This window comes from Brevibacterium sp. AGC70 (assembly GCF_057334195.1).
Map to the genome: position 1 here is coordinate 74046 of NZ_JBHFIH010000017.1, position 25756 is coordinate 99801.

The window sequence follows — 25756 nt, forward strand, 5'->3', positions numbered from 1 at the left end:
TGACAATGAGCACTCACACGAACGCATCCCGCGTCTCTGACCGGGCCGGACTCGTCCAGCCCTTCGCCGCCATGAATATCGTGGCCAAGGTCCAGGAGATGTCGCGCCAAGGCCAGGACACCATCGCCATGTGCCTGGGCGAACCGACCCAAGGTGCACCGGGGCCGGTGCGCAGGAGAGCCGCCGAGGTGGTCACCGACGGTACGAACCTCGGCTACTCACCGATCTTCGGCATCCCCGAACTGCGCACAGCCATCGCCGGGCACTACCGTGACTGGTACGGCGTCGAGGTGCCCACAAAACGCATCGCCATCACCACGGGTTCCTCCGGTGCTTTCCAAACGGCCTTCCTGACCTGCTTCGACGCAGGTGACAGAGTCGCACTCGCCCGCCCGGGATACGGCGCATATAAGAACATCCTCGCCGCATTGAACTGCGAGATCGTCGAACTCGACTGCGGTGGAGACCATGGCTTCCAACCGACCGTGGAACTCCTCGAGCAGGCACATGCGAAGGCCCCGCTCAAGGGACTCATGCTCGCCTCGCCGGCGAATCCGACGGGGACGATGATCTCGGGCGAGCACCTCGGCGAACTCATCTCCTGGTGCGCCGAACACGGTGTGCAGGTGATCTCCGACGAGATCTATCACGGCATCAGCTACATCGGTACGCGTGGTGAGACCGCGTTGGCCCATGATGACAGTGCCATCGTCATCTCTTCGTTCTCGAAGTACTGGGCGATGACCGGGTGGCGACTCGGCTGGGCGATCCTGCCCGAAGAGCTCACTCACGCTGCGCAGAACGTGACAGGGAATCTGTCGCTGTGTGCCCCGGTTCCCGCCCAATATGCGGCCGTGGCGGCCTTCACGGAGGAGTCCTATGCCGAATGCGAGGCGGCGGTCGAATCCTTCGCCCGTGCCCGCAAGCACGTTCTCGACGCCACTGCTGACCTCGGGTTCTCCGATATGGCCCCGCCCGATGGGGCGTTCTACATGTATGCCCGCATCGACGAGATCCTGCAGCGGTCGAACGCCGCCATCGTCACCGCGACCGATTGGTGCCAGGCGCTCCTCGAGACCACCGGAGTCGCCTTGGCTCCGGGTGATGACTTCGACTCCCTCAACGGGTCGCGCTCGGTGCGGCTGTCGCTGGCTGTCGGTGCGGACAAGACCGCCGAGGCGCTCGACCGGATCCTCGACTTCATGCGATGACTCCGAACTCGGCCGCGGCCCATGGCGCGGAACCGCCCGGGCAGCCGCCTGCGTCCTCGGGCTCACCAGCCGCCTCAGAGCCGTCGCCCTCGGGGCTGCCGACACTGGGCGTCATCGTGTCTGCACTGCTCCTGGGCTCGGCCGGTCTGTTCGTCATCCTTGCCGAGGCGAGTGCCCCGACCGCGGCATTTCTGCGCTGCTGGATCGCTGTCATCGTCCTGGCGCCATTGGCGATCATCGAGCTCCGACGCTATGGGCTCTTGCCGTCCAGGGCACTCATCGTCGCAGCTGCCTCGGGTGCGGCACTGGGCATCGACTACGTGCTGTGGGCCCAGAGCGTCCTCGATGCTGGAGTCGGCGTCTCCACTGTCCTCATCAGCGTTCAGGTCATCGTGTTCCCGGCACTGGTATGGGTCTTCGGAGGAACGCGGCCCGGGTGGCTCTTCATCACGTGCATTCCCATCATGATCATCGGCATGCTGCTGACCGGAGGCATCTTCGGCGCCGACGAGGGAGCGGCGAACCCGGTGCGCGGCGCGATCTTCGGAGTGCTCTCCGGAATTCTCTACGGCGTCTACATCTTCGGCATCCACCACTGTCGGAAGGCGGCACCGAACTTCGTGGTCGCACCCGTGGCGGTGGGCACCATTGCTGCGGGAGTGATGACGGCGATCGCCGGTGTCGCGCTCGGCGGGCTCGACTTCGACCTGGGCTGGGACGGGTGGGCGTGGATGGTGGCGCTGGCCGTCTTCGGCCAGGCTCTGTCATGGGTGCTGCTGAGCATCTCGAGCCCGCTGGTGTCGGTGTCGCGGACCGCCGCTCTCATGTTGCTCCAACCGCTGTCGGCCGTGGTCCTGGGCTCGGTCATCGCCGGAGAACGGCTGCAGTCGGCACAGTGGATCGGTGCGGTGCTGGTCGTTGTGATCGTCTGGGTCGTCGGTGGTGGCCCGGAGGCGCTGCGCAGACGACGCTGACGCCGGAGCGAGGCCCGACGATCGATGAGTTCAGTGCTCGTGACCTTCGACGGTGTGGGCCAGGGCATCGAGGATGATGTGAGCGACGTGGTCGTCCTTGAGTGAGTAGTAGGCTTCGCGGCCGATTCGGTTGACCCCGACGAGGTGGAGGCCGCGCAGGAACTTCAGGTGTTGGGAGACCAGGGGCTGTGAAAGCTCGGTGGACTCAACGATGTGCGTGACTGTCGCCTCACCGTGGGCGAGGACCAACAGCATCTTCAGCCTCGACGGTGTGGCCAGTGCCTTGAATAGGTCTGCGGTCTCTGAGATGGCTTCGAGATTGCCCTCGGGGTTGCGCAGGAGCTGCTTGACTGCGGCATTGACCGGGGTGGAATCTGAAGTGGAGGCCATGGATAGAGATTACCGGAAATTCTGCGGCGAACTCACCGTTCAGCTCAGGGCTTCGACGTCGTCCTGACTGCCGATGAGATCGTCGGCCAGAGACTCCCACTGCTCATAGGCGTCAGGTAAGGCGGACCGTTGGACGGCCTGTGCCGCCTCGGTGGGGGCCATCGTATGCCAATCTTCGATCTGCACGAGTCCCGGGTTCTCGATGTCCGGGTTGATTCCGTAGAAGGACTTCGTGGCGAAGATGGGGTCGTTGAGGCGCTCTGGTTCACCCCAACCCTGCGAAGGGCGCTGCTGGAACAGACCGATCGAATCGCGGTCACCAGATTCGAGGTTCCGCAGCGAGGATTCCTGGAGTGCGGTCATGAGAGCGATTCTGATTGCACGGTCATCGAAGTCGCCGCCGCGACCGATGCCGATGATCAGTCGGGCATTGTCGATCTGCTGTTCGGTCAGTTGATTCACTGAAGCCATCTGCATCTGCCTGATCGTAGTCGAGCCGAACGAGACAGGTGAGTTGATGATGACGACGGCGGCAAGGACCAATGCTGCCACCACTGCCCCGAAACCGATCAGGGCACCACGAAGCACGGACCGAGAGCCCTTGCGGTGTCGAGTCGTTCCAGCCATGAATATAACGATAATGCAACAAACTGAGGGATGCATGTGTCCACGCCGTGCCTTTTGTCACAGGAAGGTCACGGAAGTGAATTTTTTGGTGTGTGTCGGCGACGATGCCTCATGTTCCGACTCTGCGTCATTTCCTCAGGGCGAACCGACCAGTGTGCAGTCTAAGATCGGACCATGATCTTCGTGAGACGACGCAACCCGAGATCTCGACTCTTCGGGTGCCTGGTGGGTGTGATTGCGGTAGTCATCATGGTGGTCGTTGCCGTCGCAGTCGTCGCGGTGGTCCTGGTAGGCGCCGGCCTCGACAGGTCGGGTGAGGATTCAGGCGCGGACACGGGTGAGGCCGGCGCACCGAGCAGTGCCCCGGCCTCCCGCGGGCATTGGTCCAACGGCGAGTGAGGGTGTCGGGGAAGTTCACTCGTCGGCATGGTTGCCGAGAGGCGGGGTCTGCACTGGCTGACGCAGAATCGTGCGCAACTTCTCCGGGGCGCTTCTGCGCAGATCGCTGAGGTAGATCTCGTGGTGTCTGCCCGTCATCTCGAATCCTGCAGCCGGGATCGCAGCTGAATGCATGTGGTCGAGCACAGCGGCCTCGTCGTCGAAGGGTCCGATGTGCAGGGTCTGCATGCATGTGCCCTCCCGAAGAATGTCGAAGCGGACGTCGTCGAGGCGAGGAAGTGGCCTGCGTCCTGTCGCCACAGCGATCGCGTGATCGAGATGGGACCGGTTCAGCCAATCGGGCACCAGGAGCATGAGCGTGAAGTCCCATTGGGTTTTGTCGCGTGCAGATGTGAAGGTCGACATGTCCTCCGCCCACCACAGCCCCTCGAGCGGTGGGATGACGTAGTCGCGGCCCAGCTCGTTCCTGCTGAAGAACTTCAGTGAATATGCCAGCGGATAGAGCGTCGCGACGGCCGAAGCGAAGTCGGGTGAAGAGTTCGGGTCTCCGTGTCCGTCGAGCATGAGGTACTGCAACGGCGGCACCTCCACGAGTTCGAAGGATCCGTGTCTGGCACGATAGCTGGGCATCGACTTCTTGACGTCGATCTTGTCCATGTCACATTCCGATCCGGCGGCACTGATGATCTGATTCTACGAGGCGCGGCTGATGCAGACCGGGGGCTTGACCTTGACACTATGTCAGGGACTTCACTGGTTCCCAGGAGGTGGACACAATGACCAATCCACACACAGCAGATTCGACGATCCTGTCTGAGTCGCAGCCCCGGGCGGAACGTGAGCCCGTCATCGCGGCCTTATGGTCGTCGAACCCGCAGCAGCGACTGCAGGCGGCGCTGTCCGTCGGGACCACTGCCGAGGACCGGCACCTCGGCGTTCTCATCCAGCGGTGCAGAGTCGAACCGGACTTCTTCGTTCGCGACATGCTCACCTGGGCGATCACTCGGATGCCCGCCGAGGCGACTGTGCCGCTGCTCATCGTCGAGCTGAGCTCCGATGTGCCTCAGGCCCAGAGTCAGGCGCTGCACACATTGTCGAAGATCGGTGATCCCCGCGGCTGGGAGGCCATGGACCCGGGAGCTATCGGAGAGAGGCTGATCGCTCATGCCGACACCGAGGTGGCCCGCAGTGCGTGGAGGGCCGCAGCGACACTTGTCCCCGGTGATGATCGAGAGCGCTTGGCGTTGTCCCTGGTCACACAGCTTGGGAAGGGTGACATGGAAACACAGAAGAGCCTCAGCCGAGCCATCGTCTCTCTGGGTGAGGATCTCGTGTCAGTGCTCGATGGAAGACTGCAGGCAGAGGAAGAAACAGTGCGGGCACACGCCATGGCGACTCGGGATATGTTCACCGACCCGGATGCCGGCTTCGCTCACGCCTTGGGTGAAGCCAAGCGCGTGGTCGCACTGGGGTCCGAGGCGTCAGCATAGGTCGATTTCGGGAAGGGTCGACCGAGGCGGCACTGCCGGGCGGGGCAAGCTCGCGCAGTGCTGCGTGTGGCACCTCGGGCTCCTTTCTCATGAACTGGATGCGCTGATGGCGCAGCCGCGACAGCGTGAGCTGTCTATAGTGGAAGAGGGAGAGGGGTGCTGATGCTGATCGGCGAGGTGGCCAGACGGTCAGGCGTGAGCGCCCGCATGCTGCGGCACTATGAATCCTTGGGGCTCATCGATCCCAGTGGGCGCACCTCGAGCGGGTACCGGGAGTATTCCGCGGCCGATATCGGACGCATCTTCCACATCGAAGGGCTGCGCAAGCTCGGAATGTCGCTGGCAGAGATCGGGACCCTCCTCGATGATCCTGCGTTCGATCCGCGTCGACTGATTCGCGAGCTGGTCGAGACGTCGAGGCGACGCATCGCAGCCGAACAGGAGCTGCTCTCCCATCTTGAGCGCATCGACCGTCTCCACCATGCCGATGGGGAGGCACTGCTGCTGACCATCGATCTCCTGCGTTCGCTGGAATCCGGCGACGTCATCCAGCGGCATAAGGCGGCACTGGGCAGCGGCGTCGACGGAACTGTGCCCGTGGAGTCCCTGTCGGCAGCCGTTCTCAACGAACCTGTGCTCAACGCTGCCGGGGCCATGCGCTGGGCCCTGGTCCAGTCGGGGCCCGAAGCGGTCCGCTATCTGGCGAAGGGAATGGACGACCTCTCCGTCGACGTTCGTCGCAACGCGCTTTTAGCGCTCGACGAGATTCGTCGCAATACAGCGAAGGACGAGCTCGGGCCCGTCGCTGAGGCGGCCATCACCGAGGCGCTGCACTCCGGCCTCGGAGACACTGATTTTCAAGTGCGCAGCGGCGCCGCTCTAGTTCTGGGGCAGATGGGGGATCTCGCTGCAGTCGCGGACCTGCTCGAAATCGCGATGGAGGGCCCCAAAGACATCGAGGCCGCCGAGGCACTCGCTGCCTTCGTCAACGACGCTCCGGAAGAAGGGGAGCGTGCTGAGGTCGCGGCGCGGATCATGTCGGATCTGCGGCGGCATGCGCGGTCGCCAGAGGCGACTATGCGGTTCCGAGTGCTGCAGGTCCTCATTGAGATTCCAGGTGCCGAGGTCGATGATTTCATTGCCGAACTCAGCACCGACGAGAATCTTGAGGTTGCGGCGACGGCGACTGCGACCCTGAATCGCCGCCGCGATCATTAAACTTGTCCCATGACCTCCGGAATAACGACGCCCGAACCTGGGCCCGACCGCTCGGATGCCTCGTTGAAGCGACGGCAGAGGCAGCCGTTCGCATTCCGGCGCCATCGTTTCACCGTCACCGGGGTTCTCGATTATCTCTTCTTCCTCTTCGGGGGTGCTTCATCAACGTGGTTGGCGATGCTGATCCTGCTCGAGGGGTTCTCGCTCGGGTGGTGGCAGGTGCTGACCCTCCTCGTGTTCTGGGGAGTGGTCTCGTACCTGGCGCTTCCACGGCTGCATCGCATCCTCTCTCAGATCTACGTCCCGAACTATTTCATCGGTCGGGCACGGACCTCGGACGGACTGCTCGGTGACCCGGTCAACCTCGCATGGCGCGGTGATGAAACGCAGATCCATCACGCGATGAAGGCCGCGGGCTGGATTCTTGCCGATGGCATCACACCAGCCTCAACCTGGGAGATCATCAGGTCAACTCTGACGCGGCGAAGCTATCCCAAGGCGCCGGTCTCGCCCCTGCTGCTGTTCGGCAGGCGCCAGGACTTCGCCTATCAGCAGGAGGTCGACGGCGACCCCGGCCAGCGTCACCATGTGCGGTTCTGGAAGTGTCCCGCCGGTTGGATGCTGCCCGGTGGGCATCAGGCGGACTGGTTGGCGGCGGGCACCTATGACAAGAGCGTCGGGATCTCACTATTCACACTGCAGTTCACCCACAAGATCGAAGAGAACACCGATGTCGAACGTGACTACATCGTCGACACGGTGGCTTCGGCCGACGAGGCGATCGTCGTCCAGCACATTCAGGACTTCTCGACTGGTTATCATTCACGCAACGGCGGTGGGGACGCGATCATCACGGACGGGGATCTGCCGATCATCGAAGTCACCGAGGTGGCCGCCGACGAAACAGATACTCCTGACCGACTCGAACTCGCCCTCGATGCGACTCAGATCTATTCCGACGCACGGTCGGTCCGAGAAGTGACGAAGACCCTGTGGCACAAGCGGCCGCTGCAGACGGTCGTCGGTGCCGCCCTCGTCCTGGTCCTGCTCATCTTTCAGGCGTGGGATGTGCTGGGCACAGTGCTCGACTGGGATGGACTGCGCACCGAGGTCGTTGACTACAGCGAAGACATCGAAACCCTCGCCGATGAAACGGCAACACGGATCGTGGCAGGAGTTCTCATCGGACTCAGCCTCCTCATCGGATGCCTGCAGGTGATCGCGAGCATCTCCGTTTTCCGCGGCAGCAATCGGGCGCGACTGTGGATCCTGACTCTTTCCACGGTGTCCGTGATCGTGTCGATGACGAACTACTTCACGGGAGACCGCGACCTCGCGACCAACATGTACGCTCTGACGACGATCGCCATGCAAGTCGCCGTGCTGCTGTCGCTGTCCAGCGATTCCTCGCGGCTCTTCACTCGTTTCAGCACCGCGGAGCTGCGAGCCGAACGTCAGGAGCAGGCACTCGAGGACTGAGCGCCAGTTCCGGATTCGCCGGCACGGAAATACCTGGACCGAGCAGAAAGCTGTGTATCCTGACGGCGACTGCATGACGGCGGGGCGAAGCTGCCGTCGGAACCGGACACCAGCGAAGAGGCGGAACCCCATGACCGAACCGACATCCAACTCACCTGCTACCACTGAGGGGAAGGCTGCCCCCGACGCCAAGATCTTCGACACGATTGACCCGGCGCTTAAGGTAGTCAGTGCGGAAATCGAGATCGCAGCACCCGCCTCGGAGGTCTTCGACCTCATCGCGGACCCTGTCCGCCAGCCCGAATGGGACGGCAACGACAATCTGGGCACAGCCGCCCAAGGTCAGCGACCGACCAGCGCCAGCGGATCCTTCATCACTACTTTGACCAAAGGTGTGGATCGAGAGAACCATATCGTGGCCTTCGAGGAGGGCAGGCTCATCGCCTGGAAGCCCTCCGAAGTCGGTGGTGAACCGTTCGGCCAGAAGTGGACATGGGAGATCGAAGCAACAGGAGAACGCTCAAGCCTGGTTCGCCAAACCTATGACTGGACCGAATTGAGAGACCCCCTGCGACTGCCTCGTGCGCAGTCGACGACGTCCGAGAATCTCCTGGCGTCGCTTGAGAGGCTCAAGACACTCGCCGAAAGCTGAAGCGAGAAGCTCCTCACCGAGGCCACGCATCTGCCAAGCGTGAGAGCAGCTGAGCCAGGAGTGCACGCTCCTCATCGGTGAACCCGTCAAGGGCCAGATCGACACTCTCACGTTGGGCTCCCCGGAACCTGTTCGAGATCGCGCGACCCTTCTCCGTCAGCGCGATGAGAGTGCGACGGGCATCATCGGGATCGGCTTCACGTTGGAGCAGCCCCAGTTCGACGCCCTGTGACACGAGGCGGGAGGCGCGAGGCTGGTCGACGCCGATGGACTCGCCGATCGCACTGACGCCAAGCGATCGGTCGGCCTGAGCAAGGGCGATGAGCAGTCGCAGCTGCGCTCGCCCGCCGAAGTGGGCGCCGAATCTCCCCTTCCAGTCGTGTTCGTCCTCATGCCGACCGCGATCACCGCCATCCTCGCGTGCGTCCTCTTCGTGTCGATCGTGCTGGCTCTGTGGGGGACGCTCATCCCCGCTGCTGTGGGGATGGCGGCCGCGACCGAACGGGAAGTCGCCCCGTCCTGGACCGCCGAACCCGGGATGGCCACCGAAACCAGCCGCACCGCCTGGCGGTCTGAATCCGCGCGGGCCACCGCCGGGGCCGCGCCTCCACTGCAGGCGTGTCAGCGCCTCGGCGATCCTCTGACTGGCATTGTCCGTGCCCTGATCGCTGTCTCCCTGATTGCTCATGCTCCGATTTTACATGTTGATTGACATGCACTCTAAATGCATGTCATGCTACATGTACATGTCAGATGACAAACAAAGGAGACGACATGAACTTGCACAGCAACAGCGAACAGAATGACAACAACGCCAACACCGGCAGCGGCCCAGAAGGTCGCGAGGACCGTGCAGGTGATCGAAGTGATATTCCCAGTCAGGAGAGCATGAATATGAATGATGGACACGAATTCGACGAGGCCGGCCCTGCCGAGAGTGGCGATTCCGACATGCGTGCCGAGACCCCGGAGTTGTCGGACCTTCTCAAGCAGGCGAGCCGCCTGCTGCGCCGAAAGGTCCTTGCTGCGGCTGCTGCGGGGGAGTTGGGAAGCCGCGGCCAGGCGATCCGTGAACAGGTCGATGCGGTGATCGACGAGGCGCTGTCGGATGAGGAGCTTGAATCTCTGACAGAGAATCTGGGCAAAATCGTTGACGCGCTCGGCAGGGACGCAAGGGGCGCAGGCGATGAATGGAATGATCGCCGAGAATTCGCCGGTCGGCGCGGCTTCGGGCCAAAATTCGGACCCGAGTTCGGACCCGAGTTCGGGCCCAAGTTCGGACCCGGGCGCGGACATGGATTCGGTCCTCGCCGCGACCGGGGCCAGCGTCATGAGTGGGCCTCGCGTGGTGGCTGGGACTCACGCGAGGAATGGGGTGAAGGCATCGCAGACGAAGGCCGTTTCGTCCACCACCGCGGTCATGAAGAGTGTGGACCAGGCACTCGCGGCGCCGACCACCGAGGTCGTGATCACCGAGGTCGTGACCACGATGTTCGTGACTATCAAGCCCGTGACCACTGTGGACACGGCCACCGCGGACATGACCACCGCGCTGGCAGCCGACGCCGAGGCATGGGCAGGATGGTCGGGGCTGCCTTCGACCACGGATTCGCAGCAGGTTACAAGCGCGGTGTCCGGTCCTGAACGTTCAAGGACTCAGGGGAGTCAGTGCTCAGCCGCGCTGGAGCACCGACTCCAATGCCTCGAGCACTGCAGGGTCCTCAATCGTCGAGGGCACGGCCGGGGAGTCAACGCCGTCGGCGATCTCGCGCATCGTCTTGCGCAGGATCTTCCCCGACCGAGTCTTCGGCAGAGCAGAGACGATATCGACCTGTTTGAAGGCGGCGACGGGGCCGATCTCCTTGCGCACCAGCGCCACGAGTTCGGCGATGACCGCATCAGGATCGGTCGCCTCGGCGGAATCACCGAGAACGACCAGTGCGCGCGGGTTCTGTCCCTTCGTATCATCGTGAACGCCGATCACGGCGGTCTCCGTGACCGCAGGATGGGAGGCGATGACGGCCTCGATCATGCCCGTGGACAGCCGGTGGCCTGCGACGTTGATGACATCGTCGGTGCGGCCCATGACGAAGACGTATCCGTCTTCGTCGAGGTAGCCCGAGTCGCCGGTGAGGTAGTAGCCGTCGAACGCGGACAGATACGAGGACACGAATCTGGAGTCATCGCCCCAGACGGTGGCCATCGTCCCCGGCGGCAGGGGCAGCTTCATAACGATGAGGCCCTCCTCGCCGGCCGGCTTCGGCTGACCGGTTGGATCGAGGACTTCGACCTGGAAGCCCGGCACCGGCTTCGTCGGGGACCCGGCTTTGAGGGGGAACTGAGTGAGTCCGAGCGGATTGGCCGCGATCGGCCAGCCGGTCTCCGTCTGCCACCAGTTGTCGACGACGGGAATGTCCCGACCGGTCGCCTCGGCGAGGATCTTCGTCGTCCACTCATAGGTGCCCGGGTCGAGGCGTTCACCGGCGAGGAATGAGGCCCGCAGGCTGGAGAGGTCGTACTTCTTGATGAGCTCGCCGTTCGGATCTTCCTTGCGGACGACGCGCATGGCCGTCGGCGCCGTGAAGTGAACGTTGACCCCGTGGTCTTCGATGATGCGGAAGAAGGTGCCCGCATCGGGTGTGCCGATCGGTTTGCCCTCGAACAGGACCGAAGTGACTCCGGCCAGCAGCGGCGCGTAGACGATGTAGGTGTGGCCGACGACCCAGCCGACGTCGGATGCGGTGAACATCGTGTCGCCGGGATTGAGTCCGAAGACATTGGGCATCGAGAACGCAGATGCCACCGCGTAGCCTCCGGAATCACGCACGATGCCCTTCGGTTTGCCCGTCGTGCCGGAGGTGTAGAGGACGTAGAGTTCATCGGTGGCCTTGACGGTGACCGGTTCAATGCCCTCGGGAGTGTTCGCGAGCAGTTCGGCGTAGTCGAGATCGTTCTCGCCCATCTCGCAGCGGTGCTCGTCTCGTTGGACGATGACGGTGAACTCAGGTTTGTTCTCGGCGATGTCGATCGCTTCGTCAACCATGGGCTTGTACTCGAGGATGCGACTCTTCTCGACCCCGCATGAGGTGGAGATGACGGCCTTCGGAGAGGTGTCGTCGATGCGAACAGCCAGCTCGTTGGGGGCGAACCCGCCGAAGACCACCGAGTGGATCGCTCCGATGCGGGCACAGGCGAGCATGGCGACGGCGGCCTCGGGGACCATCGGCATGTAGATGATGACCCGATCGCCCTTGACCACGCCCTTGTCGGACAGCGCCCTGGCGAAACGGGAGACCTCATCGAGGAGTTCTGAGTATGTGATCGTGCGAATTGTGTCGGTGACCGGCGAGTCGTAGATGATGGCCGCCTGATCTCCGCGTCCGGCCGCTACATGGCGGTCGACGGCGTTGAAGCACACATTGAGCTCGCCGTCTGGGAACCAGCGGTAGATGGGGGCGTTCGCGTCGTCGACGGCGCGAGTCGGTTCGGTGACCCAGTCGATGTGTCGCTTGGCCTGGTCGAGCCAGAACTCTTCAGGATCGGCATCGATGCGAGCGATGACATCGTCGTAGCTGGGGGACTGGTCCTGTGCGATGGTGTTCATGGTTCCATTGTGACCCATGGCACAGCGGCCAGGGGGCGCGGGGTCAGGCGATTGTGGGGACCGCGATGGTTGTGCGGGAGCCGTTTGGAGGTTAGGGCAGCCCCGCCTCCGCAGCGGGCCCGACCGATCTGCGTCCGGTGGTGGTTCGGACAGGCCGGCCAACTGCACGGTCGCCACAGCAATTGGCTGAGCTCAGACTGCTCACGACAGATATCTGCCGACTTCGCCTGATTGTGTTCGCAGACAAGGCACAATGGAGACATGAGATACCTCGTTGCTCTGATCATCGGAATCGGCGTCCTGTTCGGCATCAACTTCTTTGCCGACCTCTTCTCCATGCCCCGTCCGTGGGGTTCGCTGCTGATGGGTGCCATAGTCGGCATCACTATGGTGGTCGTCCTCCTGATTTGGGAAGTCGTCAAGCCGAGCCACAGGGACACAGCTCCCGCGACGCCCGCGATGAGCGAGGAGGAGCGCGCGAATGCACGCGCCGAAAGGCGTGCTCGATTGGCTGCCGATGCGGGCGTGAGCATCGATGATGACGAAGGATCAGGGGCGAAGGCGAAAGCCTCTTCCACGGAGCCGAAGGTCCCACCGATACCACCCGCGGCGAACGAAGCAGTGGCGAAGAAGGCTGAGGTGTCACCGGATGCAGACGAGTCCTCGATCGAAGCCGAACCCAAAGACACCGAACGCAGCAGCGACCATAACGGCAACGGGTCAAACGACAGCGGGTCGCAAGTCCCAGAGGTCGGCAGGTCAGAAGAGCCCGATAGTCTCAGGCACGATGAGTCGACGGTCAATGAGCCGAGGGATCGGACAGAGGATGAAGTCGATGCAGAGACGGCGGGGTCGTCATTGGAGAACCCTCCGACCGGCGAACCGGGAATCTCCGTCGATGCGCTGAACGGTTCGGAGCCCGCACCGGCTGACAAACTCGAGAGCGTCGATGATACCGACGACCCTTCTGCGAATGACGGAACCTCGAAGTACTGAAGAGGTTTCCCAGATTTCGCAGTGCGACGCGATCGCCCGTTGATGTGGGCAGTCGACCGATCTAAAATCTAGAGACAGCGCACGGATCTCCACGACGGGCGCAACGAGGTGCAGCCCGTCGGCCTTTTCTGGACGAGGAGGGCGGCCATGGCGGTTGAACGATATGTCGAATCGTATCGACAGCTGAGCGGGACAATCCACGATTCCGGCCTGCTGCGACGACGCCGGGGCTTCTATCTCACCAGAATCATCATCTGGCTGCTGGCGCTGGCGGTTCTGCTCGCCGCCGTCGTCATCTTCGGCGCCACCTGGTTTCAGCTGATCACTGCCGGCCTGATCGGAATGGTCATGGGGCAGCTCGGCTTCCTCTCGCATGAGGCCGCTCATCGTGAGGTCTTCGCGTCCAGGGAGCTCAACGAGTGGACGTCGCGCATCATCGCCGGACTGTTCATGGGACTGAGCTTCAGCTGGTGGATGGCCAAGCACAATACGCATCATGCCTACCCCAATCAGGAGGGTGAGGACCCGGACATCGAGTCCAACCTGATTGCCATGACTCCCAATGCGGCCGGCCGGAGGAGGGGGTTCGGTGCCTTCCTTGCCAGTCATCAGGGTGCCTTCTTCGTTCCGCTTCTGTTTCTGGAAGGGGCGAATCTTCACTTTGCGTCATTGAAGACTCTACTCACTGCCCCGAACGTGCCGCACCGGGTGACGGAGATCGTGCTGATCGCGATCCGATTCGGTGCCTACTTGACGTTGCTCTTTCTGGTGCTGCCGTTCGGAATGGCGTGCGCGTTCTTCGGGGTCCAGGTCGGATTCTTCGGAATCCTGCTGGGCGGTGCCTTCGCGCTCAATCACATCGGAATGCCCACTGTGGAAAAGGGCATGCATATTGATTTCCTGCGCAGTCAGGTTGTCATGTCCCGGAACATCAAAGACGGGCCGGTGGCACGGTTTCTGCTGGGCGGCCTGCAGTTCCAGATCGAACACCACCTGTTCCCGGCGGCTCCGCGTCCCAGTCTTCCCGTGATGCAGAAGATCGTCCGTGAGCATTGCGCCAAGCACGACATACCGTATACGGAGAGAACTCTCACCGAGGCTGCGGCCACGGTGATCGCCTATCTCAGTCAGGTCGGTGTGAAGGGTCAGGACCCCTATACGTGTCCTCTTGTGCGACGCTATCGGGGCTGAGGCTCCTGCCGAGCTCCGACCGAACAGACACGAACGCCGCAGGCCACGAGAGGAAAGTTCCGATGAAGATCACTCTTCATGCGAGCATGTGCGTTGCTTCAGGCAATTGCGGGTTCGTCGCCCCCGAGGTCTTCTCCAACCCGGAGGGCAACGGCGGTTTCGCCCATCTCAATGACTCCGCCCCGCCCGAATCGGAATGGGAGGCTGCCGATGAAGCAGAATTCCTGTGCCCATCCAAGGCGATCCAGATCGACAGACACCAGATACCACCTCGCTGATCAACCCCGGTAGTGGTCTGCCAGGATCTTCAGTCCCTCTTCGATGCTGACTCGCGGTGTCCACCCCAGAACCTCCTGGGTGCGGCGCTGGTCGAACCAGTGCGCAGTCGACAGCTGTTCGGCCAAGAACCTCGTCAGGGGAGGTTCATCGTCATGCTCGCCCAGATCCCACACCTTCTCCACAATGGATCCGGCCGCCAGCGCGGGACCCACGGGAACGCGCAGTTTCGGCACCCCGGCGCCGCCGGCGATGGCGATGCGTGACATGAGCTCCCCGATGGGGCGCGGCTGACCGTTCGTCACCACCAGCGATTCACCGTGCGTGGACGTGACGGCGTCGACGGCGGCAACGATTGCCTCGACCGCATTGTCGACGAACAGGGCGTCGACGAGTGGTGCACCCGACCCCAGCACCGGCATCCGGCCGGCCCGTGCGCGATCGATGACGCGTTCCGTCAGTTGGGTGTCGCCTGGCCCCCACATGAGGTGTGGGCGCAGGACGAGGACCTTGAAGTCCTCGGAGTCGGCGTCCAGGGCGATGAGTTCACCGGCGGCCTTGGTTCGCGCATACTCACCGTGCGCCTGCTCAGGTGAGGCCGGACCGGCTCCTGCGCCGATGATCGAATCACCGGTGTGGGCCACAGACGGTGAGGAGATATGCACCATCCGCTTCACACCCGCTGCCAGCGCAGCATCGACGAGGGTGCGCGTGCCGCCGATGTTCACGGCCTCGAACTCACTGGGGTCGCCCATCATTGACACCTTCGCCGCCAAGTGCACAACAGCCTCGGCGCCGGTGAGGGCTTCGGTGACACTGCTCGGATCGGTGACCGACCCGATGACATCATGGACGCCAGCCACCGAGGAGGGGCGACGCTGCAGAGTCGTGACCTGGTGGCCGCCTGCCATCAGTGCGCGAGCGACGGACGAACCCAGGAGCCCGGAGGCCCCGGTGACGGTGATCTTCATGAGGACTCCTCAGACGGTCGGGATTCAGACCTTGGTACGCACCGAACCGCCGGATAGGACGTGATCGGCCCAGGTGGCCAACCGGGATCGGTCGATCTTCGAATTGTGACGGATGTCGGTCGGGAACGCAGGAGCGACGAGCACCGCGGTGAGGTCGTGTCCGAGGACCTCGGCAACCAGCTCCCGCAGTCTCGACGTCAGGTCCAACGGTGCCAGGCCAGGGGAGAGATCGGTGCCTTCGGCATCGAGGACGGCCACCAGAGACTGTGTCCCGGTCGGGCCGATGCCCACGATCGAACTGCGCCTGACCTGCTCGTCGGAATCGATGAGCGCCTCGAGACCACCGGGGCCCACCGGCCCGCGAGGTGTGGTGACCACATGCTGCAGACGGCCTTCGAGCCAGACTCGGCCCTCGGCGTCGATGTGGCCGATGTCGTTCGTCCGGTGCCAGGTCCGACCGTCGAGGTCATCCCGAGCCGAGGCAGCGGTGGTCGCCCAGAGATTGTCGTAGCCGGACTTGATGTGGGCGGCGCTGACGACGAACTCGCCCAGGTGGCCCTGTGCCTCAACGCCTTGTTCCAGCGTGTCTGCAGACGAACCAGAGTCGTCGATCGCAGCCAGTGCCAGCTCGACGCCGTCGATGGGTCGGCCCACGCACACGCCGAGATTGGACGTGGCAGCCGCCGCGGTGACACCGGCGCGGTCGATGTCGGTCAGTAGGAGGCCCTCGGTCATCCCATACGGCGAGTGGATGCTCGCGTTCGGGAACACCTCGGCGATGGAATCCATCAGATCAAGCGGTACGGGAGCCCCAGCCGAGAGCACGAGCTCGACCCGTGCACATGCGGCCCTCTGCTCCTCATCCAGGTCAGAGGCGGTGGCGGCGACATTCTTGTACGCAGCGGGTGAGGCGAAGACCATCGTGGAATGACCGGCGATGATCGCATCGGAGATGGCGCTGGCCGTCAGTGTCTTCGGTTTGGTTACGGACATGTCCGGAGTCACCGAGGTAGCCCCGATGGCCGGTCCCAGGAGAGCGAAGGGTGGGAAGCCGGCGACCAGGCCGGTGCCTTCGTGTACGTCGAAGACTCGGGTCAGGACTGCTGCAAGGGCGGAGATGTCGCCATGGGTGTAGCGCACGCCCTTGGCCGGTCCCGTCGATCCGGAGGTGAAGAGGATCGCGGCATCGTCGGTGGCTGCCGGTGTGGGCAGCTGCGCGTGGTGTGTGGTGCGCGAAAGCGCGGTCAGGCTGGTCTCGACCTTGAACAGTTTGGCCTGCACCGGTCCCAGAGGGGACACGGAGATGCGCCGGCCGGGCCAGTTGAAGGCACGGGCGAGGCCGAGTCCAGGCAGTTCCCCGATGATCCACTGCGGATCCGCCGAGGTGGTCGCCCGGGTCATGCCCTTCGGCCCCAGTCCGGCATCGGCGACGACCGCGACGGCACCGATCTTCAGGCACGCGTAGAGGGCCGCAGTGAGGTTGTTGCCGGGCGGGACGAGCATGGAGACCCGATCTCCGGGGCGCACGCCGAGTTCGAGCAGGCCGCCTGCGATGCTCGTCGTCACGTGCCAGAGATGACGCCAGGTGATCTGCTGCGCAGGATTCTGTGCGAAGTCCACCGAGGCGATGGATTCGTCGTCGTGGCGTGCGTCGAGGATCGCGGTGACTCCACGCGCAGGGGCTGCCGCAGACGTGTTCTCGGCAGCAGTTGTGCCGGAGGCGGCGTCTGCTCCAGCATCGCCGACGGGGAACTGTGTCTTCAGCCAGTCGATGACGACGCCTGCCACGTCGTAGTCTTCGCTGACTAGGTGGGAGCCCAGTTCGAAGCGGTGCACGTCGGCCTGGGGCAGGCGCTGACGCAGGTCACGCAGATAGCGTTCGAGGAAGACCGGGTCCTTCGGTCCCCACACCAGGAGAGCAGGGTGCTCGTAGGCCGCGATATCGGCACCGACGCGCTGCAGCTCCGAGTAGGACGGGTGGTTCTCGTTGACGGGGATGTCGGCGACGAAGCCGCCGATCCCGTGGCGCTGTGAGGCGTTCGCATAAGGGGAGCGGAAGGCGTCTTTGATCTCCGGGTCGAGATCGCCGAGGCCCATCGTCACCCGCAGGAATCCGTCGGTGACCACGGTGGCGGTCGGCAGCATGGGTCCGGCCAAGGTTGCCCGCAGCGGTGCCGGTATCGGGGCATCCTCGGGCTGGTGGACGGCCGTGTTCAAGCTGATCGACGCGGAGACCAGGTCGGTGTTGCGTGCCGCCCACCCCAGGGACAGCACGCCGCCCCAGTCATGACCGATCGTCACGATCGGATGATCGGCCGACGAGGCTGCGTCGTCGGGTGCGGCGCTCGCGGCGCCTGCCGCCTCGTTGTGGGGTGCGGAACTGCCGGCCACCTCGGCGAGAAGAGACGTGACGACGGCATCGAAGTCATCGATGCGCTGGGACATCCGGCGCACCTGGGTGCCGTGGGGAGTCGGCAGAGACTCATGCGCCAGCCGCTCCGAGAAGCCCATGTCGAGCTGGTCGGGGGCGACGAGCCGCCACACTCGTCCGCCGGAACGGGCAGCGTCCACCGTCGCCTGGGCAAGGTGTCGCCACAGGTACGACCAGGTCGGATTGCCGTGCAGGGCAAGGATCGTGCCGCTGGGTTCAAGCCCTTCGGCGCGCAGCACCTCAAGGGTGTCGAGGACATGGAAGGAATGCGGCCCGTCGGATGTCTTGGCCTCGACGATTCGGGACCAGGCGGGGTCCCACTCGGGCAGCTTCGGGGGAGCCTGAGCCGGCCGTGCAGGAATTATCATCGAACCTCTACCACTCGATTTCGGTCATTGCGGTGTTGAGTCCCGACCCGACACCCATGCATAGGATGCGGTCGCCGGGTTTGAGGTGTGATGCCTCGCGGCTGAGCGTGATCGGCAGGGAAGCAGGTCCCACATTGCCGAGTTCGGGATAGGTGACCGGAATCCGATCGGGATCGAGGTTCGCGGCCTTCGTGATCGAGTTGACGTGCACGTCGGAGACCTGGTGCATGACGTAGCGGTCCATGTCGCGCCAGTTCCAGCCATCCTCGTGGGCTTCTTCCCACGCGGCGACGACGAGTTCCATGCCGCCGGCCAGCAGACCCTTGGTGTCGGTGAACATTCCGTTGTGATCGCCCACGCACAGTTCGTGGTGCTGGGTCGCGGCGCGGGTGATGCCGCCGAGGATGCGGTGGCCTTCCGGGTGCTTGTCGGCTGGCCCGAGGACGGCGGCGGAGGCACCGGATCCCAGTGTCAGGGAGGCGAACTCGTTGAGGTACTCCTCGCGGTTGATGCCGGGGCGCGTCAGTCGGCGCAGTGTGGCCTCTTGGACGCGGGAGGCATCCTCGCCGGCGACGACGAGAGCGTATTCGATCTGGCCGGCGTCGATCATGTTCGCGGCCAGGGTCATTCCGTTGACGAAGCCCAGGCAGGCGTTGGCGATGTCGAAGTTCATCGCCTGCGTGCCCAGGCCGATGCCGGCGTGCACGCCGACGGCCACAGAGGGCTCGAGGTGCTCACGCGTGACCGAGGTGTTGACCATCAGTCCGATCGAGTCGGGGGAGACCCCAGCCTCGGCGAGGGCCTTCTTGCCAGCGGCGATCGCACCGTCGGCGAACTGATTCGGCTGATCCCAGTTGCGTCGCGCGTAGACTCCCGCGACGCGCTGCAGCAGCCCGGTCGGCAGGTTGAGCATGGACAGGGTATCGGCGAGGCGCTCGTCGAATTCTTGAGAGGTCACTTCGTTCGGGGCGAGGATCTCAGTCAGGCCGAGAAGCGCCACGTTCGAGTGCCGGAATGTTGCGTTGCCATTCGCCAATTGAGGTTCTCATCCCTTTGCGGGTCGTTCGTCGTCGTCTGCTGAAGGCCGATGCGACGCACTCCTGAAGCGCGCCACGACGGGGAAGTCCGGAGACTATCTTATATCCCTCAAGCTGAATTGTTTCTCAGCGAGTGAACCAGGTGAATCCGTCATAGGCCATTCCGGTCGCGCAGAGGACCGCGATCCCGGCCAGAATGATCGACGTCACGGTGTGCGAAACCTTCGAAGACTGAAAGCGAACGGCACGCGAATGGGACATGGGACGGTCGGTGACGAAGCGTCCGAATTGGACGAAGATGCGCCAGTCCATGACGTCGATGAGTGACTTGGCCGCCAGAGTGAAGACGATGATGCAGCCGACGCCCATGAGGATCAGGAAGATGAAGCCCATGAACCCGAATTCGCGGAAGAACTCGACGACGCGATCGGCGATGGCGGTGGCGAAACCGGTGAATCCTTCGCTGAAGGGCAATGCGGCGAAGGAATCGGTGATGCGGCCCAGCGTGAATCCGTCGCGTTCGGTCTGCTCGGCGCCGATGAACATGGCGACGGAGGCGGCAAGAGCCACGAGGAGATTGATGATCGTGATCGTCGAATTGTCCGGCCAGAAATCGAGGGACTTCAGCGTGTAGGTCGATGCCAACGCCACACAGATGATCGCGCCGGCCAGTGCGCCGACCGTAGCGGGGAGGAGGAGATTGTTGAAGAACACGAACGCGATGACGGCGATGAGGGCAGCGCCGAAGATATACGTGAACACCGCCAGAGTGTCACCGTTCGAGGAGGTGGCCGCGCGACGGTTCGTCTCGACCATCTGCCCCGACTGGCCGATGTTGTCTCTGAGCTCCGCCTTCGTGGCCCGCGAATCGGTGTCGGCCCCTGTCGCGGGAAGCACACGAGTCTCGTCCTCGCTCATACCGTAGACGCGCTCGGGTTGCTGGGGATAGGCGCGGGTCGTTTGATCGTAGGCCTGCGTCGGCTGATTGTAGGCACGCGTCGACTGGTCGTAGGTGCCGCCTCGCGGTCGCGCGCCCGGCGCGTATCCCTGCTGACCGTAGCCACCGGGGCCGTACCCAGGCTGCTGCGGCGCCTGTCCGCCCTGGGATCGACGCTGCGGAGCCGGCTGCCATCGCCCGATACGCGACGCGATCAGGTAGATAATGAGAACGACGAGTGCTGCGAGGACTCCGATTGAGATGCTGGCTCCGAGCTCGCTCATGAGGGACTTCCTGGGGATGGACAACGATGGTCGTGTGCTCAGTCTAAGGAGGATCGGCCAGGTAATCACGTTTGAGCGCCGCAACACACCCGGAGACCGGCGAAGACGCACCCGAGAATGGCATCGGTGCCCCAACGCGCGGGTAGGGTGAGATCACCACCGGATATGACCTCGGCACCGCCGAGGACCGCCCAGCATTCGAAGGAGAATCGCGATGAGCAACGCCCAGGCATTCACGACATCGGCCATGCCCTTGGACCAGCAGATCGTCCTGGTCACCGGGGCCGGCCGCGGGGTCGGATCATCCATCGCGAAGGCCTTTGCTCATGAGGGATCGGCGCTCGTCATCAACTATCGCTACTCTGCCGAGGCCGCGGAGGAGCTCGCCGAGGCCATCCGTGCTCGCGGTGGTCGTGCAGTGGCCATCGAGGCCGATGTCACCGACTCGCGCGCAGTCGACGCCATGCTCGCAGCTGCACACGCCGAGTTCGGGGCGCCCGTGTCGACGGTGGTCAACAACGCACTTGTCGACTTCTCCTTCAACGGCGAGGAACGGCAGCCGGCAGACGAAATCGACTTCTCCGATTTCACCGACCAGTTCCGTGGAGCCGTCGGAGCGGCGCTCAACACTGTCCAGGCGGCAATGAGCGGATTCCGCGAAATCGGCTCGGGACGGGTCATCAACATCGGATCGAACCTCGTGCAGAACCCCGTTGTGCCCTACCATGACTACACCGCAGCGAAGGCAGCCCTGCTGTCCTTGACGAGGACCTTCGCCAAGGACCTCGGGCCAGCGGGAGTCAGGGTGAATATGGTCTCCGGTGGGCTGCTGCGCACCACCGATGCCTCCTCGGCGACTCCGGAAGAGGTCTTCGACCAGATTGCGGCCCAGACTCCGCTGGGACATGTGACGACTCCGGAGGAATTCGCCTCGGCGGTGGTGTTCTTCGCATCACCGGCCTCACGAGCGGTGACGGGTCAGAACCTCGTCGTCGACAATGGCCTGGTGATGGGCTGAGGCGCCAACGGCAATCCCAACACATTCAGCTGAATCGTCGCCGGAGCCGATCCCGCCGGCGAGGGCCGACCCTAACGTTGAGAGCCGACTCCAGCGGCGGCGGGCGACTTCAGGGAGTCGGCCCTCAACGGCGCGGTCGGCTTTCGGCAATGTGTTTCTTGATGGCAGAAAACATGTCGCTGCGGAAGAGGTCGGCCCAGACCAAATTGAATACCGCGAACCCGGCATTGGCGAGCCGCATGTGCCGAGCGTGGTTGTCCTTGCTTGCTCGATCTGGTCCATTCTCATTGAGGTAGTACTTGCCCAGACCGTGGAACTCCACGATCAGCGGAAGTCGTGCGTGCTTGAAGTCGCATCTGCCGAGAAATTTCCCAGTGCGATCGTGCACCGCTACCTGCGGGAACATATATGCAATCGAGAATCTGTGGAACTTCACTGCACAGAGTGACTCGCCCTGGGATTCGTGCAGCGGATCGGACAGTGCGAGGCCTTGTTGCGCAACTCTGCACCCTCTTCGCCGAATCTTCATCTGCTCGAGAAGCTCGGGCTTGCTGATGTTGCCGACCCGAAGGGCCTCGGAAATCATCGGAACCGAAATCTCCAGCGGGTAGTCATGGGCGATGTCGGAAAGTGTGCGCGACAGACCTGTGACCGCAAAATCGCCGACGGTGATCCGGTCCGTCAGGGGAACCGTGCGGTCATAGATGCGCAATGTGGGGAAGTTTTCGTGGTATCCGGTGCGGATGATCTCGGCCTGGTCGGTTGCAGGGAACGGCGGGCGAATGCCGTGAATCAGTGCGGCAGAGATGTGGGAGTAGACATCACCGGAATGGAGCTCGAGCAGTCGCGAACGAATCAATGGCTTGAGATTTTCGGTCCGGTCTCGGATGTCGCCAAAAGTCTTGGGATAAGAGATCGGCTCGGCAGCGCCAGGCGAGTGGAGAACGGCATGTTGCGGTGAATTGCAGGGGCTGACCACGGCATAGTGCCCGCGCCGAATTCTTCGCAGGCAACACTGCTGCGCTCGGCGGACATCGTCGTCGGTCAAGCCGAATCTGAGCAGGTTCTGCTTGATGTAAACCTGAACCATTTAAAGATAATGGCATCAAACCACATCAAACGCAATTAAACAACACAAAAAGACGTCAACACATCCACAGATCCCGCTCCATTTATAGCCGGGAAGTCGTCGAGAGCAGACCGGAGCGCCGTCGGGCGACTTCAGGGAGTCGGCTTTGGTCGGTGCGCTCGGCTCTCGGCGCCACGGTCCGCTTTCGACGTTTGTTGGGTGAGAGAGGGGATTGGTGGGCGGTTGTCTTGGTGGCTTGGGCCTTCGTTGAGGTGAGAACCAGCGGTGACGGGTCAGAACCTCGTCGTCGACAATGGCCTGGTGATGGGCTGAGGCGAGCCGGGCTCAGGATCGGTCGAGGAACGCCAGACTTCGGTCGAGGAGCAGCTGCGCGCTGTCCTCTCGGAAGTCAGCGACCAGCGGATCGCTGAAGAGGTGACTCCCGCCCGGGTAGAGGAAATACTCCGCCTGTGCCCCCGCTCGGGCAGCCGACTCCAACAGAGTCTGTGGCGCCGCTGCGTCTCTCCACTCGTCATCGACTGAGAAATGGATCTGGACGGGCACATTCTCCTGCCATCGGGTGGGCTTGGGGAAGCCGCCACCGTGGAAGAGGAGCGCGCCGCGTGCCCGCGCGTCGTTCTTGCCCAACTGCTGGGCGATGCTGGCACCGAGGGAGAGCCCGGCGAAGACGATCTCACCAGTCAGGTCAGCACAGGCCGCGGCAGCCCGATCGACGAGCTGAGAGAACCCGACGTCCTGTGAGTGGCCGACCCCGGCCTCGGCGGTGGTGAATGTGCGTCCCTCGTAGACATCAGGGGCGAGCACGGTGTGCCCGGCGGCTCTGTAGCGATCGGCGATCGCTTCGATGCCGGGAGTCTTGCCCAGTGCGGAATGGAGCAGAACGAGGGCTGCCATGGCGATCTCCTGTTATCTCAGTTGAATACAGCTCTGCCGAGGCTCGAGGTATGACTCAGCGGCTGCGGCCGTGCGGGATGGCGAAGGAGTTAGCCTGTGCCGTCTCCCAGTCGGCAGCCCAGTCATCAGGAGCGCCGTTGAGCAGTTCGCCGGGCTTGAGCCAGTCGTAGAGCCGAGCGTAGGACCACGACTCAGACTCCGAGACATTGCGGCGCAGCATCGTCGGTTCCAACTCATCAGGATGGGCCACGCCCATCGAAGCCATCAGGCGCACGGCCTCGGTGACAGTGCCGTCGTGGTAGTTCTTCACGCGGGTCGACTTGTCGGGAACATCGATGGCGCGAGCTCGACGGGGATCCTGCGTGGCCACGCCGACGGGACACTTGCCTGTGTGGCAGACCTGAGCCTGAATGCAGCCGACGGCCATCATCATGGCGCGAGCTGCCATCGTGAAGTCGGCACCCTGGATGAGTCGCTTGACGATGTCGGAGCCGGCCGCGATCTTCCCTGCCGCACCGATCTTGATGCGATCACGCAGTCCCGCACCCATGAGCGCGTTGTGCACGATCATCAGGCCCTGTGTCAGGGGCAGGCCGACGTGGTTCTCGAATTCGAGCGGTGCCGCTCCCGTGCCGCCCTCAGAGCCGTCGACGATGATGAAATCGGGAGTGATGCCGGTCTCGAGCATTGCCTTGCAGATGCCGAGGAATTCGGTGCGCGAACCCACACAGAGCTTGAAACCAGCAGGCTTGCCGCCGGAGAGCTTTCGCATCTGCTCGATGAACGCCAGGAGCTCAATCGGCGTCGAGAACACGGTGTGGTTCGGCGGGCTGACACAGGTCTTGCCGACGGGGATGCCGCGGATCTCTGAGATCTCCTCGGTGACCTTCGGGCCGGGCAGGACGCCGCCGAGGCCGGGCTTGGCGCCCTGGGAAAGCTTGAGTGAGACCATCTTGACCTGTGGGTCCTGTGCCTTCTGTGCGAAGACATCCGGAGCGAATTCGCCCTCGGGGGTTCGGCAGCCGAAGTAGCCGGTGCCGATCTCCCAGATCAGGTCGCCGCCGAACTCCTGGTGGTAGGGCGTGATCGAGCCTTCTCCGGTGTCCTGGGCGAACCCACCCAGGGCGGCGCCTTTGTTGAGCGAGCGCACCGCATTGTCGCTCAGCGATCCGAAGCTCATGGCCGAGACGTTGAGGAGCGAGATGTCATAGGGCTGTGTGCATTCCGCACCGCCGACACGGATCCGCGGGGGAGTCGGGGAGTTCGTGATCGGAACCGTGGAGTGCATGAGGGCCTCGTAGCCCGTGCGATTGACGTCGCGTTCAGTGCCGAAGGCGCTTTCGGAGTGCTTGCCTTTGGCGCGTTCGTAGATTATTGCGCGAGTGTTGCGATTGTACGGACGGCCATCCCAGTTCCGCTCGATGAAGTACTGCTGGATCTCTGGGCGAATCGACTCGAGCAGATACCGTGCGTGACCGGCGACCGGATAGTTGCGGAGGATCGAATGCTTCTTCTGGGTCACATCCCAGGCGGCGAGGGCGCCGAGGCCGAGCGCTGAGACGGCGGCAGCGGCCTGAGCCACGCGCTTCCCTGTTGAGTCTCCTCCGAGCTGGCTGACCATGGGGTACCGACCTTTCCTTGAACTTCTTCGGTCTGTGCTTGATGCGAGCCTAAACCGAGAACACGGGGATTTCAGGAAAGGGTGGGCTAAATTTCCGAGCGTCTGACTCAGAACAGTCGTGTGAGCAGCGCCTGGACCAGTTCATCGAGCTGGAGGGAGTAGCCGATGATGAGCAGGAACCCTGTGGCAATCCACGCGACTTCCTTCCAGGAGTCGTAACCGCGGAGGGGGCGGTTGTCGTAGCGAAGTCCGCCGGCCATGACGATGACGAGGTCGATGACCCACCACAGGCCCAGTCCGCCGAGGCTGACCAGCTTGAGCCCGCCGGTGAGGAAACGTCCCGTGTAGAGGCGGTCGGCACCGAGGAATCCCAGCAGGAGCGATAGGAGCCAGGTGACGAAGAAGGAGCGGTTGGCATGGTTGTGCTCGGCCTCATTGTCGGAGTTCGGTCGTTTCACGGAACCCGGACGTTCAAGGGAGTCAAGGGAATCGAAGGGGCCGATGGAGGGCAGTTCGGGGACCAGAGGCGACACGGACACGGTGTTCTCCTTCTCTTGCGTCGCCGCTCTCCGTGGAGCGATCGACGTGATGTGATCGA

At 63.4% G+C, this 25756-nt stretch carries 25 protein-coding genes; 12 read left to right on the plus strand and 13 right to left on the minus strand.

Annotation, left to right across the window (positions count from 1 at the left end; genetic code table 11):
• Positions 1–5 precede the first annotated feature (5 nt).
• On the plus strand, positions 6–1211 hold the full coding sequence (locus ACE03M_RS14655; RefSeq protein ID WP_485934893.1) for a pyridoxal phosphate-dependent aminotransferase: 1206 nt from the start codon (positions 6–8) through the stop codon (positions 1209–1211).
• On the plus strand, positions 1208–2185 hold the full coding sequence (locus tag ACE03M_RS14660; protein ID WP_485934746.1) for a DMT family transporter: 978 nt from the start codon (positions 1208–1210) through the stop codon (positions 2183–2185). The genes ACE03M_RS14655 and ACE03M_RS14660 overlap by 4 nt, the downstream gene beginning before the upstream one ends.
• A 30-nt stretch (positions 2186–2215) precedes the next feature.
• On the opposite strand, the gene ACE03M_RS14665 is transcribed toward ACE03M_RS14660, so the two are convergent.
• The gene (locus ACE03M_RS14665; RefSeq protein WP_143923918.1) at positions 2216–2575 is read right to left on the minus strand and encodes an ArsR/SmtB family transcription factor; all 360 of its coding nucleotides are present in this window, start codon (positions 2573–2575) and stop codon (positions 2216–2218) included.
• A 39-nt stretch (positions 2576–2614) separates the two neighbouring features.
• Positions 2615–3202, minus strand: coding sequence for a peptidoglycan-binding protein (locus ACE03M_RS14670; RefSeq protein ID WP_485934747.1), 588 nt, complete (start codon positions 3200–3202; stop codon positions 2615–2617).
• A gap of 174 nt (positions 3203–3376) precedes the next feature.
• On the opposite strand from ACE03M_RS14670, the gene ACE03M_RS14675 reads away from it, so the two are divergent.
• A complete protein-coding gene (locus ACE03M_RS14675) occupies positions 3377–3601 on the plus strand; it encodes a hypothetical protein (protein WP_485934748.1) in 225 nt (74 codons plus the stop codon).
• A gap of 15 nt (positions 3602–3616) precedes the next feature.
• Here ACE03M_RS14675 and ACE03M_RS14680 read toward each other — a convergent pair whose 3' ends face one another.
• The gene (locus tag ACE03M_RS14680) at positions 3617–4258 is read right to left on the minus strand and encodes a GyrI-like domain-containing protein (RefSeq protein ID WP_485934749.1); all 642 of its coding nucleotides are present in this window, start codon (positions 4256–4258) and stop codon (positions 3617–3619) included.
• A 119-nt stretch (positions 4259–4377) separates the two neighbouring features.
• Between ACE03M_RS14680 and ACE03M_RS14685 the strand changes: the two genes are divergently transcribed.
• The 4 genes from ACE03M_RS14685 to ACE03M_RS14700 all read left to right on the plus strand — a co-directional run bounded on the left by ACE03M_RS14685 (position 4378) and on the right by ACE03M_RS14700 (position 8440).
• Positions 4378–5091 carry a HEAT repeat domain-containing protein gene (locus ACE03M_RS14685; RefSeq protein ID WP_485934750.1) on the plus strand — a complete coding sequence of 238 codons (714 nt, stop codon included), beginning with the start codon at positions 4378–4380 and terminating at the stop codon, positions 5089–5091.
• Between the two features lie 162 nt (positions 5092–5253).
• Positions 5254–6309 carry a MerR family transcriptional regulator gene (locus ACE03M_RS14690; RefSeq protein WP_485934894.1) on the plus strand — a complete coding sequence of 352 codons (1056 nt, stop codon included), beginning with the start codon at positions 5254–5256 and terminating at the stop codon, positions 6307–6309.
• Between the two features lie 9 nt (positions 6310–6318).
• A complete protein-coding gene (locus ACE03M_RS14695) occupies positions 6319–7788 on the plus strand; it encodes an LssY C-terminal domain-containing protein (RefSeq protein WP_485934751.1) in 1470 nt (489 codons plus the stop codon).
• Between the two features lie 130 nt (positions 7789–7918).
• The gene (locus ACE03M_RS14700; protein WP_485934752.1) at positions 7919–8440 is read left to right on the plus strand and encodes an SRPBCC family protein; all 522 of its coding nucleotides are present in this window, start codon (positions 7919–7921) and stop codon (positions 8438–8440) included.
• Between the two features lie 13 nt (positions 8441–8453).
• On the opposite strand, the gene ACE03M_RS14705 is transcribed toward ACE03M_RS14700, so the two are convergent.
• The gene (locus tag ACE03M_RS14705) at positions 8454–9128 is read right to left on the minus strand and encodes a MarR family winged helix-turn-helix transcriptional regulator (RefSeq protein ID WP_485934753.1); all 675 of its coding nucleotides are present in this window, start codon (positions 9126–9128) and stop codon (positions 8454–8456) included.
• Between the two features lie 86 nt (positions 9129–9214).
• On the opposite strand from ACE03M_RS14705, the gene ACE03M_RS14710 reads away from it, so the two are divergent.
• Positions 9215–10084, plus strand: coding sequence for a hypothetical protein (locus tag ACE03M_RS14710; protein ID WP_485934754.1), 870 nt, complete (start codon positions 9215–9217; stop codon positions 10082–10084).
• Between the two features lie 28 nt (positions 10085–10112).
• Here ACE03M_RS14710 and ACE03M_RS14715 read toward each other — a convergent pair whose 3' ends face one another.
• Positions 10113–12044, minus strand: coding sequence for an acetate--CoA ligase (locus ACE03M_RS14715; protein ID WP_485934755.1), 1932 nt, complete (start codon positions 12042–12044; stop codon positions 10113–10115).
• A gap of 261 nt (positions 12045–12305) precedes the next feature.
• Here ACE03M_RS14715 and ACE03M_RS14720 point away from each other — a divergent pair, with 261 nt between their 5' ends.
• From ACE03M_RS14720 to ACE03M_RS14730, 3 genes are all read left to right on the plus strand, one after another.
• Positions 12306–13040, plus strand: a complete 735-nt coding sequence (locus ACE03M_RS14720; RefSeq protein WP_485934756.1) for a hypothetical protein — start codon at positions 12306–12308, stop codon at positions 13038–13040.
• 147 nt (positions 13041–13187) lie between these two features.
• Positions 13188–14231: a fatty acid desaturase family protein gene (locus tag ACE03M_RS14725; RefSeq protein ID WP_485934758.1), complete on the plus strand. Its 1044-nt coding sequence runs from the start codon at positions 13188–13190 to the stop codon at positions 14229–14231.
• Positions 14232–14293: 62 nt separating this feature from the next.
• Complete coding sequence (locus ACE03M_RS14730; RefSeq protein ID WP_143923926.1) at positions 14294–14509, plus strand: ferredoxin; 216 nt, start codon at positions 14294–14296, stop codon at positions 14507–14509.
• Here ACE03M_RS14730 and ACE03M_RS14735 read toward each other — a convergent pair whose 3' ends face one another.
• The 4 genes from ACE03M_RS14735 to ACE03M_RS14750 all read right to left on the minus strand — a co-directional run bounded on the left by ACE03M_RS14735 (position 14510) and on the right by ACE03M_RS14750 (position 20535).
• Positions 14510–15478: an NAD-dependent epimerase/dehydratase family protein gene (locus tag ACE03M_RS14735; protein WP_485934760.1), complete on the minus strand. Its 969-nt coding sequence runs from the start codon at positions 15476–15478 to the stop codon at positions 14510–14512.
• A gap of 24 nt (positions 15479–15502) precedes the next feature.
• Positions 15503–18277, minus strand: a complete 2775-nt coding sequence (locus tag ACE03M_RS14740; protein WP_485934761.1) for an alpha/beta fold hydrolase — start codon at positions 18275–18277, stop codon at positions 15503–15505.
• Between the two features lie 7 nt (positions 18278–18284).
• On the minus strand, positions 18285–19313 hold the full coding sequence (locus ACE03M_RS14745) for a 3-oxoacyl-ACP synthase III (RefSeq protein ID WP_485934762.1): 1029 nt from the start codon (positions 19311–19313) through the stop codon (positions 18285–18287).
• Between the two features lie 127 nt (positions 19314–19440).
• A complete protein-coding gene (locus tag ACE03M_RS14750; RefSeq protein ID WP_485934764.1) occupies positions 19441–20535 on the minus strand; it encodes a hypothetical protein in 1095 nt (364 codons plus the stop codon).
• A gap of 214 nt (positions 20536–20749) precedes the next feature.
• Here ACE03M_RS14750 and ACE03M_RS14755 point away from each other — a divergent pair, with 214 nt between their 5' ends.
• Positions 20750–21553: a 3-oxoacyl-ACP reductase gene (locus ACE03M_RS14755; RefSeq protein WP_222103671.1), complete on the plus strand. Its 804-nt coding sequence runs from the start codon at positions 20750–20752 to the stop codon at positions 21551–21553.
• A gap of 124 nt (positions 21554–21677) precedes the next feature.
• On the opposite strand, the gene ACE03M_RS14760 is transcribed toward ACE03M_RS14755, so the two are convergent.
• The 4 genes from ACE03M_RS14760 to ACE03M_RS14775 form a co-directional block, all read right to left on the minus strand.
• Complete coding sequence (locus ACE03M_RS14760; RefSeq protein WP_485934766.1) at positions 21678–22601, minus strand: hypothetical protein; 924 nt, start codon at positions 22599–22601, stop codon at positions 21678–21680.
• A 366-nt stretch (positions 22602–22967) separates the two neighbouring features.
• Entirely contained in the window at positions 22968–23537 is a 570-nt protein-coding gene (locus ACE03M_RS14765) for a dienelactone hydrolase family protein (RefSeq protein ID WP_485934767.1), read from the minus strand.
• Positions 23538–23592: 55 nt separating this feature from the next.
• A complete protein-coding gene (locus ACE03M_RS14770) occupies positions 23593–25158 on the minus strand; it encodes an FMN-binding glutamate synthase family protein (protein ID WP_485934768.1) in 1566 nt (521 codons plus the stop codon).
• A 107-nt stretch (positions 25159–25265) separates the two neighbouring features.
• The gene (locus ACE03M_RS14775; RefSeq protein ID WP_485934769.1) at positions 25266–25697 is read right to left on the minus strand and encodes a TM2 domain-containing protein; all 432 of its coding nucleotides are present in this window, start codon (positions 25695–25697) and stop codon (positions 25266–25268) included.
• Positions 25698–25756 lie beyond the last annotated feature (59 nt).